Annotated in this window: 16 protein-coding genes and 1 pseudogene; 12 read left to right on the top strand and 5 right to left on the bottom strand. The window is 71.6% G+C overall.

Annotated features, from left to right (window positions below; all coding sequences use genetic code 11):
* Positions 1-376: 376 nt before the first annotated feature.
* Positions 377-1,276, bottom strand: coding sequence for a hypothetical protein (locus AC3IX6_RS01270; RefSeq protein ID WP_489368301.1), 900 nt, complete (start codon positions 1,274-1,276; stop codon positions 377-379).
* Positions 1,273-2,286, bottom strand: coding sequence for an SPFH domain-containing protein (locus tag AC3IX6_RS01275; RefSeq protein WP_489368302.1), 1,014 nt, complete (start codon positions 2,284-2,286; stop codon positions 1,273-1,275). Before AC3IX6_RS01275 ends, AC3IX6_RS01270 begins: the two co-directional genes overlap by 4 nt.
* 145 nt (positions 2,287-2,431) lie before the next feature.
* Here AC3IX6_RS01275 and AC3IX6_RS01280 point away from each other — a divergent pair, with 145 nt between their 5' ends.
* Entirely contained in the window at positions 2,432-2,665 is a 234-nt protein-coding gene (locus AC3IX6_RS01280; RefSeq protein ID WP_489368303.1) for a hypothetical protein, read from the top strand.
* A 107-nt stretch (positions 2,666-2,772) separates the two neighbouring features.
* Positions 2,773-3,264: a DUF4279 domain-containing protein gene (locus AC3IX6_RS01285; protein WP_489368304.1), complete on the top strand. Its 492-nt coding sequence runs from the start codon at positions 2,773-2,775 to the stop codon at positions 3,262-3,264.
* A 9-nt stretch (positions 3,265-3,273) separates the two neighbouring features.
* Here the strand turns inward: AC3IX6_RS01285 and AC3IX6_RS01290 are convergent.
* Positions 3,274-3,560 (bottom strand): annotated as a pseudogene (locus tag AC3IX6_RS01290) (IS110 family transposase); the annotation flags it as partial.
* A 207-nt stretch (positions 3,561-3,767) separates the two neighbouring features.
* Here AC3IX6_RS01290 and AC3IX6_RS01295 point away from each other — a divergent pair.
* The 3 genes from AC3IX6_RS01295 to AC3IX6_RS01305 all read left to right on the top strand — a co-directional run bounded on the left by AC3IX6_RS01295 (position 3,768) and on the right by AC3IX6_RS01305 (position 5,817).
* Entirely contained in the window at positions 3,768-4,484 is a 717-nt protein-coding gene (locus AC3IX6_RS01295; protein ID WP_489368305.1) for a helix-turn-helix transcriptional regulator, read from the top strand.
* 32 nt (positions 4,485-4,516) lie between these two features.
* Entirely contained in the window at positions 4,517-5,074 is a 558-nt protein-coding gene (locus AC3IX6_RS01300) for a DUF3291 domain-containing protein (protein WP_489368306.1), read from the top strand.
* Positions 5,075-5,250: 176 nt separating this feature from the next.
* Positions 5,251-5,817, top strand: a complete 567-nt coding sequence (locus tag AC3IX6_RS01305; protein ID WP_489368307.1) for an SMI1/KNR4 family protein — start codon at positions 5,251-5,253, stop codon at positions 5,815-5,817.
* A gap of 220 nt (positions 5,818-6,037) precedes the next feature.
* Here the strand turns inward: AC3IX6_RS01305 and AC3IX6_RS01310 are convergent, their stop codons facing one another.
* Positions 6,038-7,108 carry a hypothetical protein gene (locus AC3IX6_RS01310; protein ID WP_489368308.1) on the bottom strand — a complete coding sequence of 357 codons (1,071 nt, stop codon included), beginning with the start codon at positions 7,106-7,108 and terminating at the stop codon, positions 6,038-6,040.
* Between the two features lie 110 nt (positions 7,109-7,218).
* On the opposite strand from AC3IX6_RS01310, the gene AC3IX6_RS01315 reads away from it, so the two are divergent.
* Positions 7,219-8,619, top strand: a complete 1,401-nt coding sequence (locus AC3IX6_RS01315; RefSeq protein ID WP_489368309.1) for an SMI1/KNR4 family protein — start codon at positions 7,219-7,221, stop codon at positions 8,617-8,619.
* A 48-nt stretch (positions 8,620-8,667) separates the two neighbouring features.
* Here AC3IX6_RS01315 and rox read toward each other — a convergent pair whose 3' ends face one another.
* Positions 8,668-10,092, bottom strand: a complete 1,425-nt coding sequence (gene rox / locus AC3IX6_RS01320; RefSeq protein ID WP_489371705.1) for a rifampin monooxygenase — start codon at positions 10,090-10,092, stop codon at positions 8,668-8,670.
* Between the two features lie 275 nt (positions 10,093-10,367).
* Here rox and AC3IX6_RS01325 point away from each other — a divergent pair, with 275 nt between their 5' ends.
* The 6 genes from AC3IX6_RS01325 (at position 10,368) to AC3IX6_RS01350 (ending at position 16,137) form a co-directional block, all read left to right on the top strand.
* On the top strand, positions 10,368-10,937 hold the full coding sequence (locus tag AC3IX6_RS01325; RefSeq protein WP_489368310.1) for a DinB family protein: 570 nt from the start codon (positions 10,368-10,370) through the stop codon (positions 10,935-10,937).
* 55 nt (positions 10,938-10,992) lie between these two features.
* Positions 10,993-11,301: a hypothetical protein gene (locus AC3IX6_RS01330; protein WP_489368311.1), complete on the top strand. Its 309-nt coding sequence runs from the start codon at positions 10,993-10,995 to the stop codon at positions 11,299-11,301.
* 110 nt (positions 11,302-11,411) lie between these two features.
* Positions 11,412-12,140 carry a hypothetical protein gene (locus AC3IX6_RS01335; RefSeq protein WP_489368312.1) on the top strand — a complete coding sequence of 243 codons (729 nt, stop codon included), beginning with the start codon at positions 11,412-11,414 and terminating at the stop codon, positions 12,138-12,140.
* A gap of 249 nt (positions 12,141-12,389) precedes the next feature.
* The gene (locus AC3IX6_RS01340) at positions 12,390-13,739 is read left to right on the top strand and encodes a discoidin domain-containing protein (RefSeq protein WP_489368313.1); all 1,350 of its coding nucleotides are present in this window, start codon (positions 12,390-12,392) and stop codon (positions 13,737-13,739) included.
* Positions 13,739-15,088 (top strand): MFS transporter, encoded by a 1,350-nt coding sequence (locus tag AC3IX6_RS01345; RefSeq protein ID WP_489368314.1) that lies wholly within the window; start codon positions 13,739-13,741, stop codon positions 15,086-15,088. Before AC3IX6_RS01340 ends, AC3IX6_RS01345 begins: the two co-directional genes overlap by 1 nt.
* The gene (locus tag AC3IX6_RS01350) at positions 15,085-16,137 is read left to right on the top strand and encodes a TolB family protein (RefSeq protein ID WP_489368315.1); all 1,053 of its coding nucleotides are present in this window, start codon (positions 15,085-15,087) and stop codon (positions 16,135-16,137) included. The genes AC3IX6_RS01345 and AC3IX6_RS01350 overlap by 4 nt, the downstream gene beginning before the upstream one ends.
* Positions 16,138-16,155: the final 18 nt, after the last annotated feature.

Genomic DNA, 16,155 nt, shown 5'->3' on the forward strand with positions numbered 1-16,155 from the left:
CGGGGTGGCTTTGTTCGCGAGAACGGGCTCTGGGACAGAACCCGCGGACCGCGACCGCTTCCACGCACAGGTCCTTCGGCCCACGGAGACCGATGAGCCGAACAAGATCGATCTCACCGGGATTTCGGAGCCCTGGTGCGGTTAGTACGCCAGATGCGCCGGCCGCCCCGGTACGGGGACACCGCCTTCTTGGCATCGACGCCCTCTATGCCTTGCTCTTGGAGAGCCTCGCACTAGACCCGGGCGGTGTCCCGGTCGTTTGTCGCCGGCACCGGCTGGATCGGCGGGCCCACGTCTTCCAGCACCTCCAACCTCGTGGCGCACGGCACGGGCGGTGGGGGCTGCGGTGGCGACAGCCGGTCGTAGGGCAGGGCGCTCACGTCACCAGGTGCAGCGATGTTCCAGCGATGCCCAGCCGTACGCTCTGGCCCCAGGTCAGCTCCAGCGCATCGCTCTCCATCCCGTCGCCGAATACCACGATCCGGTCCGACTCCACGGTCAGCTGCAACCCCTGACCCCGCCCCAGCTCCCCGGCGACCCTCGTCGTACCGGTCGCGGGAGAGGGCCAGGCCTCCCGAACGAACCACAGGAGCCGCCGCTCGCAGGGTGCGGGCAGTCCTGCGGAGCTGCCGCGCTCCAGCCACAGGGAACGCAGCCAGCCGGTGGCGCCCGTGCCTGTGCCCACCAACACCCCGGAGGATGCCTGGGCCTCGCCCGGTCCGTTGTCGCCGTCGGAACCCAGGCGGTAGCGGGCCGTCTGGTGACCGTGCGAGCCGAGGTAGATCTCGTTCAGCGCGAGAAGGCGCTGGGTGTCGTCGGCGACGGCCTCGACCATGGTCAGCTCCTCTGCCCGGCTTCCGGCAGCGATTGCCGCACGCAGCAGCGCAGCCGCGTCGGCGCAGCGGTGACGGACCAGGACTCCCGGGTTTCGCCCCGGGTCGGTGTCGATGCCCACTACCGGCTGTCCGCGCAGATACTTCGCGGTATTGGCGACCAGGCCGTCCTGGCCGACCACGACCACCACGTCCTCCGGGGCGAACAGGAAGCGGTCCAGGTCCGCCCGCTCCACCCGGGAGCTGCGCCAGGTGAGCGGCACCGCCGCCGCCACCTCCCGCAGCGCCTGCCGCGTGCGTTCGTGGCGGCGGACCACCTCGTCGATCGAACGGCCCCGGCTGGAAAGGAAGAACGCGGCCTGCCCGTGCGTCCCGTGCCGGGCGAGCAGTTCCTCGTACTCGGTTCTGCGGTGCACGAGCACCGCCCTTGGGGCCAGGCTCACGCGCCCGCGCCGCCTTCCGGGCGTCCGAGCTTGGCGAGGAGCCCGGTGAGGACGTCAGGAGAGAGAGTGATGCTCTCGATCCGCGGCAGGTTCTCCGCCAGCCGGGTCACCGCCAGGGCGTGCAGCGTGCCCGGGCCTGCTTCGTCGTGCACGCGCAGCCAGGCTGCCTGAACCTCGGCGCGCGCCGCGCCCGTCTCGCGCGCCGCCTCGGCGTCCGCGCGGGCCAGGCAGACCTTGCGGGACGCCTCGGTCTCGGTCCGGATGCCGTCCGCCGCCGCCTTCTCCTCGGCCTCGCGGCGGGCGTTGGTGCCGCGCTGGTCGATCAGCTGCTCCTCACGCCTGGCCAGTTCGATCTGACTGGCCAGCTCGTTCTCGGCGATGGCACGCTCACGCTCGACGGCGACAGCCCGCCGTTCATAGGTGGCCCGGTCCGCCTCCTGCTGGATCTGCTCGCGGGCCGGGGTGCGCAGGGCACGCTCCACCTCGGCCTCGGGGCGGATCGCCACGACCCGCACGGCCACCACATCGATGCCGGTGGCCGGGAGTCTGGGCTCGGCGGCGAGACCGGCGGTGACGCTCCCCCGCACGGAGGCGACGCCGTCCACCAGAGCGACGGCCAGCGGAGTCCGGGCCAGTACGTCCAGCGTGTGCTGCTGCGCGGTTTCGGTGAGGAGAGTGGCGATCTGCTCCAAAGGGGCTCCGCGCCAGCTCCCGGTGTCCGGGTCGACGGAAAAGTCGAGTCGAGCCGCGGCTTCGGCCGGGTCGCTGATCCGGTAGGTGACCGTGGCCTGCACGGCGACGTCCTGAAAGTCGGACGTACGGGCGTGGAACGCCATGGCCAGCTCCCGGTCGTCGACCGGGACTTCGGACAGCGCCGCTGAGAGTGACCGGTACCAGAAACTGAGCCCCAGCCCGTCGTGGACGAGCCGGCCGCGCTTGTGGTGGCGGATGTGGGTGGTGGGCGCGGAGCGCAGATGACGCCAGCCGAAGCGCCGGGTGATGTCGGCCATGGCGAACCCCCTTAATTTCGTCAATGCGACGATAACGAGATGTGCCCATATCGTCAAGAGGACGAAAAGGGGCACTGCGGCGCCACCCGAGTGGCCGGAGCGTGGGTGGCGGATCATCGGCGAGCCGGCCGGCCTGCTGGTGGCCGTGGCGAACGACACGGTCGCGGTGGTGTCGCTGGAGACCGACTCCCATCTGGACGAGGACCGGCATCCGCTGCAGCCCTCGCCGATCTCGGCAGACCTCGGCGTGGCGTGCACGGTCCACTCCCTCGGATCCCGGACGTTCGGCACGCACGGACTCGCGGAGGAGATCCTGGTGATGGACCGCGACCTCCCGCCCCGTCTGAAGTCGAACAGCTCGGGAGTCCGCTGCGGGTAGTGGAGTCGTCCCTCAGATGCCTTGACCGTGGCCCCACCGGGTGTCGGGACTCACTCGCAGTCGGGCGGGCGGGCGGGGGACCACGAGTGGCCGCGTACGCTCCGGGGATGCCTCTCCACCAGTACGTCTACTTCGCTCTGTCCAGCCGGCGCATTACCGCGCAGGAGATAACTGATGCGCTGGGTATCGAGCCTGATGAGACGCAAGTGGTCAACCCGCGTCGTCTCCCCGCTGACCCGGCGAATCCGTTCTGTCAGATCTGGAAGGTCGTGTGCAGGGAACCGGGCTTGTGCGTAGACGAACAGATCGCGCACGTCCTGGGCCGTCTCCGACCACGGACCGACCGCATAGCCGAGCTCATGAAGCGGTTCAACAGTGGAGAAGACGAAGAAGAGCCGGGCCTCGAAGCCGAGCTGGAGGTGGTGCGCTATTTCAACGACGCCGAGCAGCAGGACGAGGCCGGGCAGCCGCAGGACAGGGACAAGCACAACCTCTTCGGCTGGGCGCTCGACCGCGAAGCAATCGCCTTCCTTGCCGCTACTGGCACGATTCTGGACGTCGATGAGTACGACAGGACCCCTTCCCCTCCGTCGACCTGAGGGCGCCGTCTCGCCGGGGACCGCGGTGTGCTGCTGTTCGGCCGCCTCGACCGCCGTCGTCGCGAGCTCCTCCGGACCGCGGACACCCCGAGCGCGGAGCCAGCGGCCAGCCGGGCGGTGCCCACGCGACGGATCGTGGCCGGGGTCTGGCATCCGTCGAGAAGTACGAGCGGGCCAGTACCGGTGAGGACGAGAGCTCGTTCCGGTGCGGGGAACATGCCGGTCAGCGTGGAGCGAAGGGGGTTGACCGCCCGGGTCCGGTCACGGACGAGGTCCGTGCGTCGGCTGGTGAGGATCTCCTCGCCGGCATGGCCTTACGCAGCGACCTGTGTCGCACTTCCCCATCTGGCGGCCGGGTCGTCGCGGGGCGCCGGGCGGCCCACCCATACGAAGGGCTCGGCCATCCCGCCCCAGGAACGTAAGGCCAACTAGAGGGCACTAAGTCACAGCGGGGCGGATTCCGCCTCTCTATCTCCAACCTGCATTGTTCCTAGAATGGCCGGATGGAGGACATCGATGTGATCGCGGTGCTGCAGGATCCGGTGCGGCGGCGCCTGTACGAGTACGTGGTGGCACAGGGCCGCGAAGTCGGCCGCAACGAGGCCGCCGAGGCGGCCGGGGTGGCGCGCACGCTCGCCGCGCACCATCTGGACAGGCTGACCGAGGCCGGGTTGCTGGAGAGTGGCAGCCGCCGCCTGACCGGCCGTTCGGGGCCCGGGGCGGGCCGTCCCGCCAAGGTGTACACGCGGGCCCGGGTCGAACGGTCGGTGTCGCTGCCCGCCCGGGACTACCGCACGGCCGCCGAGTTGCTCGCCGAGGCAACCGAACAAGCGGGGCTGGACGCCGGGCTCCGCACGGCCGCTCGCCGGCGGGGTGAGGCGCTGCGCGGCTCGGCGGGGCCCTGCGGAGGCCTCGAAGAGGCGATGGAGACGCTGGCCGCCCGCGGCTACGAACCTCACCTTGAAGGCGGCACGGAGGATGCCGAGGAGGCGGACGAGGGGGCGGACCAGGGGGCGATCGGGGCAGCCGCGCGCGTCGTCCGCATGCGCAACTGCCCTTTTCACGTCGTCGCGGAACGCTTCCCGCCGCTCGTCTGCGGCATGAACCTCGCACTGCTGGAGGGGCTGCTCGGTACGGACGGTCCCGTCCGCGCCCGCATGGACGCACGGCCGGGCGAGTGCTGCGTCGTGGTCGAGGATTCTAAAAACAATGATGATTGACATAGAAAACCGGGTCGTGCTGAGATGAGGCCATGACCGCATCCGCGCATGCCGCGCACCTCGCCCAGCTCAACGTCTCCACACTCCGCCACCCGTTCGACGACCCGCGCATGACGCCCTTCGTCGAGATGCTCGACCCGGTCAACGCTGCCGCCGACGGCGCACCCGGCTTCGTGTGGCGGCTCGTGGAGGAGGGATCGGGCGACGCCACCGGCCTGCGCCCGGCGGGCGAGAACGTCATCGTCAACCTGTCCGTGTGGGAGACCCAGGAGGCCCTGTGGGACTTCGCCTACCGCAGCGGGCACCTGGAGGTGATGCGGCGGCGCCGCGAATGGTTCGCACGGCACGTCGAGGCGCACATGGTGCTCTGGTGGGTTCCCGCCGGGCACCACCCGACCGTCGGTGAGGCCCTGGAGCACCTGGCGGACCTACGGACGAACGGGCCGTCCCCGCGCGCGTTCACCTTCGCCTCCTCCTACACCGCCGCCGAGGCCGCCCAGCACATCCAGGCCGTACCGCCGGCGCAGCCCGGGCAGGCCGCCCGGAACGCGCGGCCGACGCCTGCCGGGGACCACTCGGCGACTGTCTGAAGCCGGACGCCCAGCCCGGCCGGACAACGGCGCCGGACTCCCCCATCGCCACGGTCAACGCGCCCCACCGGCACAGCGTCATCCCGGGCCGTTCCGGTCACCAGCCACGAACCGTTCCACTCGACCTGCCACACCTCGCCGAGCGAGCTCTCGAACTCCACGTCAGGGTCGAGGTGATGCGGATGCCGGAGTCGGGTGTCACTGCCGCCGTCGAGCGAGGTCACGGGAAGAACGCCAGCTCAGGACCACGTGTGCCGTCACTCGGGTTCATCGCGGCTGGAGGGGTTGAGGGGGGTGAGGGGCTCTCGGCGTGGGAAGCCGAGAACGGGGCCGTACTCCCGGAGCCTTACCGGAGCTTGGTCGCGGAGATCGCCAACGGGTCCTCGATCGGGCCGCCTGAGGATGGCGGCCTGCTCCCCCTTGGCCGGCTGACGCCGGGCCGGCCCTACGGGGTTGACCGGAATCCCGGCGCGCTGTTCCCGCTCCGGGAGACCTGGGCCCGGGAGGGCGAGCCCCTGGCGGAGGACCACACGGAGCGCGTCGCCGACATCCACTGCAACGGCTCCATCGTGCTGGGTACCGACGACGAACTCTCCTCTTGGGTGCTCGTCGTCAACGGCCCCCGACGGGGCGGCATCTGGCTTGTCAGCGATGTGGGCGCCTACCCGTATCCGGGGCCAGAAGCCTTCGGCTTCCTGGAGTGGGTTCAGCGCTGGCGAACCGGGGACGGCTGGTGGGACTGAGCGCAACCGCGGGGAACCCGATCCGTTGACAGTGCGGCGAGGCCGGGTGGTGGGCCACCGACGATGTCGGGTGTGGCGCCGTGAACGGGGTCGCCCCGCTGTTCGGCAGACTGCTCGCGGGAACGGGCGGCGCGCACTTCGTGTCGGCTCCGCAGAGCGCCGATGGCTGAGGGCCCGACGCGCGGGAGCGTTCGTGTTCATGTGCTTCTGCGGGCCCTGCTCACGGCGTGGCTTCCCGCCAGCGGTGGAGGGTCGCGCTGCCGTCGTCGTAGGTGAGCCAGGTTCCGTCGCCGAGCGGGCGTACGTAACTGTCGACGGGGCCCGTCGGGTACCTGATCGTCCCGCGGGTCTCCAGGGTGCGGGCATCGAGCAGCCAGTGCCGGGCCCGGTCCGGTTCCTCGTCGGCTTCGACCGTCGAGGCGATGACGGTGTCGGCATCGACGAAGCCACAGCTGTAGTCCCAGTAGGGCGGTTCCTCGTCGTCGGCCGGTTCGGGCGCCGCCTCGGAGATGACGGCGCCGTCCAGGGTGTGCAGCTGCAGGTCGGCTCCGTAGTGCTCGACCGTCAGGAAGCCCGGGAGCCCCGTGTGGACGTCCGCCAGGATGCGGTCCATGGTCGCGTTGAGGTCCCAGCCGGTCAGCGCCTCGCCGTTCCAGCGCGCCCAGTGGAGGAGGATGCCGTCCTGGCCCATGCCGATGCACAGACCCATGTGGACGCCGTCGGGGTGGGAAAGGTGATGGGAACCCGCGGCGGCGCTGTCCAGCGGCAGCCGGGCCAGTTCCCGTCCGTCGCGGGCGTCCAGGACGACCCAGCATTCCCGGCCGTCCGCCGCCCCCTCGCCCGGGCCCCTCACTACGTGCGCCCAGACGAGTCGGCCGTCGTCGGAGACCCGGCAGGATCCGTGCTCGAATCCACCGCACACCTCCTGGTCGTCACCCGTGTGGGTATGGCCGAGTTCGGGCCCCCAGCAGCCGTGCCGGTACTCCCACAGCGTTCCTCCGCCCACGGCCACCGCCCTCACCGCGCGCTGGCCCGAGAACACGGTGAACGAGCCGTCGGGGCTCACCGAATGGACACCGTGCTCCCACCCGGGCCAGGGAAAGGGGAAGACCGCGGCCGGCGCGCGCTCCGCCGCGAACAGCGCGTCCAGGTCGTAGACCTCCAGCGCTCGCCCCGTCCGGAGCAGAGCACGGCGCGGCCCGTCCACACGGCCCTCGAAGGCGAAGCCGTTCACGAGTGCGTGCCCACCCGGCAGCTTCACCGAGTCGCGCAATTCTGCGGTGATCAACATGTCTTGAAGATAACGGCCCCGCTGACAGCCGTACGGGGTGGGCGGCTCAGGCGATCCGTCGCGGTTCGCCCACCGGATCGGGTGTCAGTGGCCCCGCCTACGGTTTTCCCATGGATGATCAGCGGAACACCACTGCCTCGCTCCACGAGTTCGCCACGTGGGAGCCCTTGCTACGGCTGCTGCGGGCGGAGCATGCGGGGCGCCTCGCGGTTCCGGGTGCCCGGGTGGCGGGGCGGGTCGGGCAGGGTGGGTGGAGCGTGCCCCTGACGCGGCGGTTCCCGCCGTTCGGCCGGGCGGCTCAGGTCGACGACATGCGGGACGAACACGACGCCGTGGAGCGCGTGCGCGGGGCGCTGCTGAAGGAGGGCGTCGAGGCGGTGTCGTTCGCGCTGGAGGTCGAGCCGGCGGGGAGGGCTCTGCTCCACGTGCTCGAGCCCGGCGCGGCCGTGGAGTCGGGCATGGGTCCGCATCCGGGCGCGCTCGTCCTGGTCGAGGGGGCTCTGCCCGAGCCCTGGCACCGTCTGCCCGATCCGGCGCCGGGAGCAGTGCCTTCGCCGTCGGCGGACCCGGTGCTACTGGAGCGGACGCTCCGCGAACGGCTCCCCGGCGCCGTCGGTGCCACGGAGGCCGAGATCGCCGCGGCGGAAGCGCGCCTGGGCGTCCCCCTGCCCGACGAACTCAAGGCGCTCTACCGGGTGACGCGGGCGAACTGGGCCGACTGGCAGGGGGATTACGAGGCTTCGCGGAGCCATTCCGAGGCGGTCCGCTGCGAACTCTTCGACCTGGACGGCCTGTACGTGGCCGAGGCGGCGACCCGCGACAGCTCCTGGCAGTGCGCGGCGCTGGACGCGGTCGAGGTCCGGCCCGACGCCGCCGTGCAGGGGCTGGTCGGCTCACCGGGCTGGATCGTCTTCGGTGACAACGGGGGCGGTGACCGGCTGGCCGTCGACCTGACGCCCGGTCCCCGCGGCCACACCGGACAGGTCATCATCCTGTCCCACGAGGAGCGGGTCGGAGCGGGCCTCGTCGCCGACTGCGTCACCGACATGGTCCTGGACCGGCCGCCCCGCGAGGAGCCCCGTAGCGAGGAGGTCCAGGCGGCGGCCGTGGCCTGGGTCAACACGGCGAGCCTGCGGAGTCTGGAGGCAGCCGTCCACCCCGGGCTGGAGGTCGTGTCCATCGGGGCGTGGACCGGTCCGCCGTTCAGCCTTGCGCCCTTGACCGGGCTGCCCCGCCTGCGCACCCTTTCCGCCTACCCCGGCACGCTCGCCGACCCCACGGAGGTGGCCGGGCTGACCGGACTGGAGTTCCTCGAGGTCGGCCCCCTGGAATGGCGGGCCCTCCTCGATGCCGGAGCCGTACCCCGCAGTCTGTCGGCCGCCGCCATCGTGGTGCACGGCGACCACGACGCGCTGTCGATCACCGCCCTCGCCAACGAGCTGCTGGCCCTCTGGGACCGGCCCCCGATCGTCCGGACCGTCATCGAAGGAGACCTCGGACCCGTCGCCTAGCCTGCCCGGCGATCGATCGGCCTCCGCGCGGAGGCCGGGCCGTCGAGGTCAGGCCGTGGTGGCGCCGAACCACTTCGGCAGGTGGGCGTCCAGGTCCTGCTGGTCCTCCCCGACCCATGCCACATGGCCGTCCGGGCGCAACAGCACGGCCGGTACGTCCAGTTCCTCGCTGACGTCGACGACGTGATCGACGCGGTCGGCCCACCCGGAGACCGAGAGCCGGCCGGTCTGGTCGAGCAGGAGTCCGCGGCCGGTGTGCATCAGCTCGTAGAGCCGCCCCCGCTTCAGCTCCACGTCCCGCAGCCTGCGGCCGAGCAGTTCGTGGCCCTCGCCGAAGTCGTAGCGGACCTCGACCGCGGTGATCATCCCGGTCACGTACCGGTTCACCTCCTCGAAGTCCATCAGCTTCTCGAACAGCTTCCGCAGCGCGGTGGGACCCGCGTCGCTCCCCATCAGCGTGATCTGCGCGCGGGTGTTGTCCAGTACGGCGGCGCCCACGGGGTGGCGCTCGGCGTGGTAGCTGTCGAGGAGATCCTGCGGGGCCCAGCCGTTGACGGCGGCGGCGAGCTTCCAGCCGAGGTTGAAGGCGTCCTGCACGCCGAGGTTGAGCCCCTGTCCGCCGGTCGGCGGGTGGATGTGCGCCGCGTCGCCGGCCAGCAGGACCCGGCCGACCCGGTACTGCTCGGCCTGCCGGGTGGCGTCGCCGAAGCGGGACAGCCAGCGCGGCGAGTGCACACCGAAGTCGGTTCCCCCGAAGGCCCGTAGCTGCTGCTTGAACTCCTCCAGCGTCGGCGCGCTGCGGTCCTCGGACACGCCGTCGGCGGGGACGATGATGCGGCACGACCCGTCCTCGCCCGCGTGGACGCCGAAGCGGAGCTGGGTCTTGTTGACCTCCGCGACGACCGCGGCGATCGTCTCCGGATCCGCGGCCACCTCCATCTGGCCCAACAGGGTCTCGACCGTGGCGGGTTCGCCCGGGAAGCCGACACCGAGCAGCTTGCGCACCGCGCTGCGGCCGCCGTCACACCCGACGAGGTAGCGCGAGCGCAGGCGCGTGCCGTCCGCCAGCTCGACGGTGACCCCGTCCTGGTCCTGGCTCAGGCCCACCGCCTCGCTGCCGCGCCGGATCTCGGTGCCGACTTCGAGGGCGTGCTCGCCCAGCAGCCGTTCGGTGACGGGCTGCGGGATGGCCAGGCCGTACGGGTGCGCCGTGTCCAGCCGGTCCGGCCACGGCTTCATGATGCCGCCGAACAGCCCGCCGACCTGGAACTTCTCGCTGACGGCGAGGAACTGGTCCAGCAGGCCCCGCTGGTCCATCAGCTCGACGCTGCGCGTGTGCAGGCCCTGGCCGCGGGACTCGCCGGTCGGACGCGTCAGCTTCTCCACCACGACCACGCGGACCCCGTGCAGGCGCAACTCGGCAGCCAGCATCAAACCGGTCGGTCCCCCGCCGACGACGATCACGTCCGTCACGTCAGCCGTGTCCGTCACGCCGGTCGGGTCCACCACGTCGGTCGGGTCCACCACGTCGGTCGTGTGGGGTACTTCAGTCATCACGCAATCACCATTTCCGCAGGTTCCGCCCTTCGATCGGTGATTCTGCGTCACCACCGGGGCCTTGCCGCAAGCCCCCCGGTGCGCTATAAGTTGAAAGTGGCAAGGAGTGAGGAGACCTCCTTGCCATTCTGCGTTCCCCGAGAAACCTGCCCGAGAAATCGGCTGGCGAGCCGGTTCCTTCATGGACGAGCATGGAACGCATGAGTGATCAAGGCGAGCGATGGACCCGGTCGACCATCTACCCCGACATGTGGGTGGACCCGGACGACGACCCCCGCAACAGTGGTGAGAACAGTGCGGAGGGCGAGCTCGCCACCCTGCAGGACTTCCTCACGGACTACCGTCTGACCTTGCGGATGAAGTGCGAGGGCCTGGACCCGGAGCAGCTGGCCCGCCGGTCGGTCCCGCCGTCGACGATGTCCCTGCTCGGCCTCCTGCGGCACCTCGCCGAGGTGGAACGGGACTGGCAGAACTGGATCACCGACGGCGATCCGCTGCCGAAGCTGTACGACGAGCGCGACGGGGACTTCGAGGGAGCCCTCGCCGAGCAGGCCGTGGTCGACGGCGCGTACGCCGATCTGGAGCGCGAGCAGAGCGCGACCGACGCCGCGCTGGCCGCGCATCCGGATCTGGGCGAGCGGCTGGGGAAGGACCGGATCGCGGTACGGGAACTGATGGTGCACCGGATCGAGGAGTACGCGCGTCACTGCGGGCACGCCGACCTGTTGCGCGAATGCGTCGACGGGAGGGTGGGCCAGTGACCGGGGAGGGCCCGTTCGGGACCGGTTCGCGGGGGCCCGGCTAGGATTTCGCCCCATGCGCGCGATAGGGATGTGGAGGCGAGCACACCGGAGTGACCACCCCTGCGCGGTCGCCGCCGGGGCGGTCAACCTGCTCCTGAGCTGCGTGCTGCTCTCCATGATGATCGGCGGACCCTTCTTCGAGGCCACGACCCGGGCGCAGGAAACTTCCGCGCAGGAGCTCGCGCTGCGGGTGTTCGGCTGCTGGCTCGCGGGCGGGCTGGTCCTGTTCCTCGCCCTGGGCATGACCCGGACCGCGGTGGTCCACCTGCTCACCCTGTTCCTGCCGCCCGCCGTGCTGATCCTCGTCCTGCTGGTCCTCTGAGGGAGGCGTCGGAAGGGGCCCGCGCGAGCGCCGGGGCAGCCGCGTACGGGAACGCGGGCAGCCCGTGTGACCATGGCTTCCTTCACACATCAGCACCTCATGGGGGGACCATGCGCACCCGTACCACCACCGCCCCGGCCGGCCTCGCCGCCCTGCTCGCGGCGGCGCTCTTCCTGTCCGGCTGCTCGGCGTCCGGCGGGAGCACGGCCGGGAAGGGGGCGGGGGGAAGCGTTTCGCCGTCGGCCGTGGCGCCGCCCGCGCCGGTGCCTGCCGGCGGCGGGTTCGAGGGGCCGCTGCCGCAGGACCAGAACCTGCTGGCCTGGACCGGGGATCCGAACGACGCGGGGCACGTCACCGCCCAGTCCGCGGCGGGGGTCGGCGGACGGGTCACCCTGGTCCGGATGGTGCTGCGCGAGCAGCTCACCTGGTCCAACATCTGGCTGGGGCTGGCCGGCATCGACCCGAACGCCCAGCTGTCCAACTGCTACCTCGGCGTGTACGACGCCAAGGGCACCCTGGTCGCGTCCACCGCGGACGTCTCCCCGCAGCTGATGACCGATGCGATAGCCAAGCCGTTCGCCCTCGCCAAGCCGTTCACCGCCGCCCCCGGCACCTACTTCGTGGCCCTCCTCCTCAACGGCAACTGGGCCACGAACGCCCTCACCCTGAAGGCCACGGGCGCCGGGATCTCGGTGAACGCGGGTCTGAACCCGCCGAGCCTGCGCTACAGCACCGTCCTGACCGGTCAGACCTCGCTCCCGGCCAGCGTGAACCTCGCCGAGCAGTCCACCAGCACGATCAACACCGGCTGGGCCAGCCAGTGGTACGCGATCTCCTGAGCGCTCGCGAAGCGCGTGCCCCGTACGCCTCAAAGCTCTTGCCGCGAATGACTGGTAGGAAAGTTTCCTGTTTGCTAGCATCCCGCTTCGGCGGCTCGGCGCGGTGCCCACATCCGTGGGCATGACGCGCTCAGCGAGAGCTCTGACCCGGCCGCTGTGACCACGTCCACCCCTGCCCGCACCCGGGCAGGGGCGCGGGGTCTCGTACCGGTGCCAGCTCTCGCCACCCACCAGGCCAGGGAGTCAGGAATGCACCTGAACACCCCAAGCACCCCTCATGTTTACACATCGCGCCGCACCATCGGTGTGGTCATCACCGCCGTACTCCTCCTCGTAGGCGGCTTGTTGCTCGCCTATCCCGAGCGGGCCGGCGCCGCCGTCGACCCCCTCATCTCGCGCGGCAAGACCGCCACGGCCTCCTCCGTGGAGGGTTCGAGCTTCGGTCCGCAGAACGCCTTCGACGGCAGCTCCACCACCCGGTGGGCCAGCATCGAGGGCAAGGATCCGCAGTGGATCCGCGTCGACCTCGGCGCCGGCGCCAACGTCACGCGGGTGGCGCTGCGTTGGGAAGCCGCGTACGCCAAGACCTACCGGGTCGAGATCTCGGCCGACGGCACCACCTGGACGCGGCTCGCCAACGAGACGGCCGGGAACGGCGGCACCGACGACTGGACCGGCCTCTCCGGCAAGGGCCGTTACCTGCGCGTGTACGGAACCGCCCGCGGCACCTCCTACGGGTACTCCCTGTACGAGGTCGAGGTGTACGGCACCCTCGACGGGGGGACTCCCCCGCCGACCGGCGCCTTCACCGTGGTCGCCGCCGGTGACATCGCCGCCCAGTGCACCGCCTCGGACAGCTCCTGCGCCCACCCCAAGACCGCGGCGCAGGCCCAGAAGATCAACCCGAAGTTCTACCTGACGATGGGCGACAACCAGTACGACGACGCCCGGCTCTCCGACTACCGGAACTACTACGACACCTCCTGGGGCGCGTTCAAGGACAAGACCCGCCCCGTGCCCGGCAACCACGAGACCTACGACCCGGCCGGACCGCTCGCCGGCTACAAGGCGTACTTCGGCGCCGTCGCCTACCCCCAGGGCAAGAGCTACTACAGCTTCAACGAGGGCAACTGGCACTTCATCGCCCTCGACTCCAACTCCTTCGACCAGAAGGCCCAGATCGACTGGCTCAAGGCCGACCTCGCCGCGAACACCAAGGGCTGCATCGCCGCCTACTGGCACCACCCGCTGTACTCCTCCGGCGGGCACGGCAACGACCCGGTGAGCAAGCCCGTCTGGAACATCCTGTACGGCGCCAAGGCCGACCTCGTGCTGGGCGGGCACGACCACCACTACGAGCGGTTCGCCCCGCAGGACCCGAACGGCAACGCCACCGCCGACGGGATCACCGAGATCGTCGGCGGCATGGGCGGCGCCGATCCGTACGACATCGAGAACGTCCAGCCCAACAGCCAGAAGCGGATCAGCGGTACGTACGGGGTCCTGAAGCTGGACTTCACCGATGCCGGCTACAGCTGGAGCTACGTCGCCACTGACGGGACGACGAAGGACACCAGCCCGAAGTACACCTGTCACTGATGTACCTGGCCACCACAGGCCGCCGGGCCGCACCGGTCCCGCCCCCCACCACGGGGGCGGGCCGGCGCGTCCCCGCCGCCGTCCTGGCGCTCGGTACGGTCAGCCTCGTCACCGATGTCTCCTCCGAGATGGTCAGCGCGGTACTGCCGCTCTACCTCGTCCTCGGACTCGGCCTCTCCCCCCTCCAATTCGGCTTCCTGGACGGGCTGATGGGCGGAGCCGGCACGGTCGTACGGCTGCTCGGCGGGCATCTCGCCGACCGCGGCCACCGGTACAAGCACGTCGCCGGCATCGGCTACGCCGTCTCGGCCTGTTCCCGGCTCGGGCTGCTGCTCGCCGGCGGAGCCACCGGCGGGATCGCGGCGTCCCTGGCCGCCGACCGGGTCGGCAAGGGCATCCGTACGGCGCCCCGCGACGCCCTGATCACCCTCAGCAGCCGTCCCGAGGAGCTCGGCCGGTCCTTCGGCGTACACCGGGCGATGGACACCACCGGCGCCCTGCTCGGCCCGCTCGCCGCCTTCGCCCTGCTCTGGGCGACCGCGGGCGCGTACGACGCGGTGTTCGTCGCCAGCTTCTGCTGCGGCCTGCTCGGCGTGCTGCTCCTCGTCCTCTACGTTCCCGGCCACCACCGCCCGCCAGCCGTGCCCGGCCCGGCTCCGTCCCGGGGCAAGGCCTTCGCGGCGCTGCGCGACCCCGGCTTCCGGCGGATCCTGTGGGCCGCCGCCCTGCTCGGCGGCGCCACCATCGGCGACGCCTTCGTCTACCTCCTGCTCCAGCGCCGACTGGGCCTGGACCCGAGCTGGTTCCCGCTGCTGCCGCTCGGGGCGGCCGCGGGCTATCTGCTGCTGGCCGTGCCGGTGGGCCGGATCGCCGACCGGGTCGGGCGCCGGCTGCCGTTCCTGTACGGACACCTCGCCCTGCTCGGCGCCTACCTCGTCCTGCTCGCCCCGGCCGGCGGGCCGGCCCCGCTCCTCCTCGCGGCCGTCCTCACCCTGCTCGGGGTGTTCTACGCGGCCACCGACGGGGTGCTGATGGCCCTCGCGGGGCCGGTGCTGCCGGCCGGGGGCCGGGCGGGCGGGCTGGCCGTGCTCCAGACCGGCCAGGCCCTGGCCCGGATGCTCGCCGCGGCGGGCTTCGGCGCCGCGTGGACGGTGTGGGGGCCGCGGCCCGCACTGTGGGGGGCCACGGCGGTACTGCTCGCCGCGCTGGCGGGCGGCTGGGCACTGCTGCCGCGCGATCCGGGCGGCCCGGGAGCCTTGGGGGACCCGGGAGATCCGGGAGATCCGGCCGCCCTGGCAGCCCCCGCGGAACCGGCAGGACCCCCCACCAGCGAGAGGAGCACGTCATGACCACGCAGCTCACCGGGCCGGCTCCCGCACGCCGGCTCGGCACCCGGGCCCGTACCGCCGTCACGGTCGCCGCGGTCGTCCTCCTCGCGGGTTCCACCGCCGGGTACGCCCTGCACGCGGGGAAGGGGAACCGGCCGGCGGGCCAACAGGCCGGGGCCGACGCCTCCTTCGCCCTCGGCGGTCCCGCCCTGTACTTCCGGGACACCGCCACGGGCCGGGTGGCGCACCAGCCACTCACCGCGACGGCTGGCGGCGCCGAGCGCACCGCGGGCGGTCCCGCCTGCGACCGGTTCCACGCCGCCGGGGGCACCGCCCTCTGTCTGCGCGCCGAGCCGGGGGTGCTGCCGAAGACGTACGCCGTCGTCCTGGACCGGCAACTGCGGGAGGTGAGCCGGACGATCGTACCGGGGGTGCCGACCCGGGCCCGGGTGTCCGCGTCCGGGCAGATGCTCGCCTGGACGGTGTTCGCCAGCGGGGACTCGTACTCCACCACCGGCTTCTCCACCCGGACGGCCGTACTCGACCTGCGCACCGGGTACTTGGTGAAGTCGCTGGAGGAGATACCGCTCACCATCGGCGGTGTCCGGTACCACTCCGCCGACGTCAACTACTGGGGCGTGAGCTTCGCCCGCGACGACAGCCGCTTCTACGCGACCGTCTCCACCAAGGGCCGCACTCACCTCGTCGAGGGGAACATGTCCGACTGGTCGGCGAAAACGCTGCGGGAGAACGTCGAATGCCCCTCCCTGTCGCCCGACAACACCCGGGTCGCCTTCAAGAAGAAGGTGTCCGACGACCCGGCCGCACCCTGGCGACTGTACGTCCTCGACCTGCGGACGATGGCCGAGACCGCGCTCACCGAAACGCGGAACGTGGACGACCAGGCGGCCTGGACGGACGACGGGACGGTCGCCTACGCCCTGCCGGGCGCCGACGGTCGCGCGAGCGACGTCTGGACCGTTCCCGCGGACGGCACCGGAGCGCCCCGGCTGACTGTCGCGGGCGGGTCCTCGCCGGTCGCGGTGGTGGACGCGGCCGAGGCGCGGTGATGGACGCCGCCGAGGCGC

This window comes from Streptomyces sp. GL_141 (genome assembly GCF_057834385.1).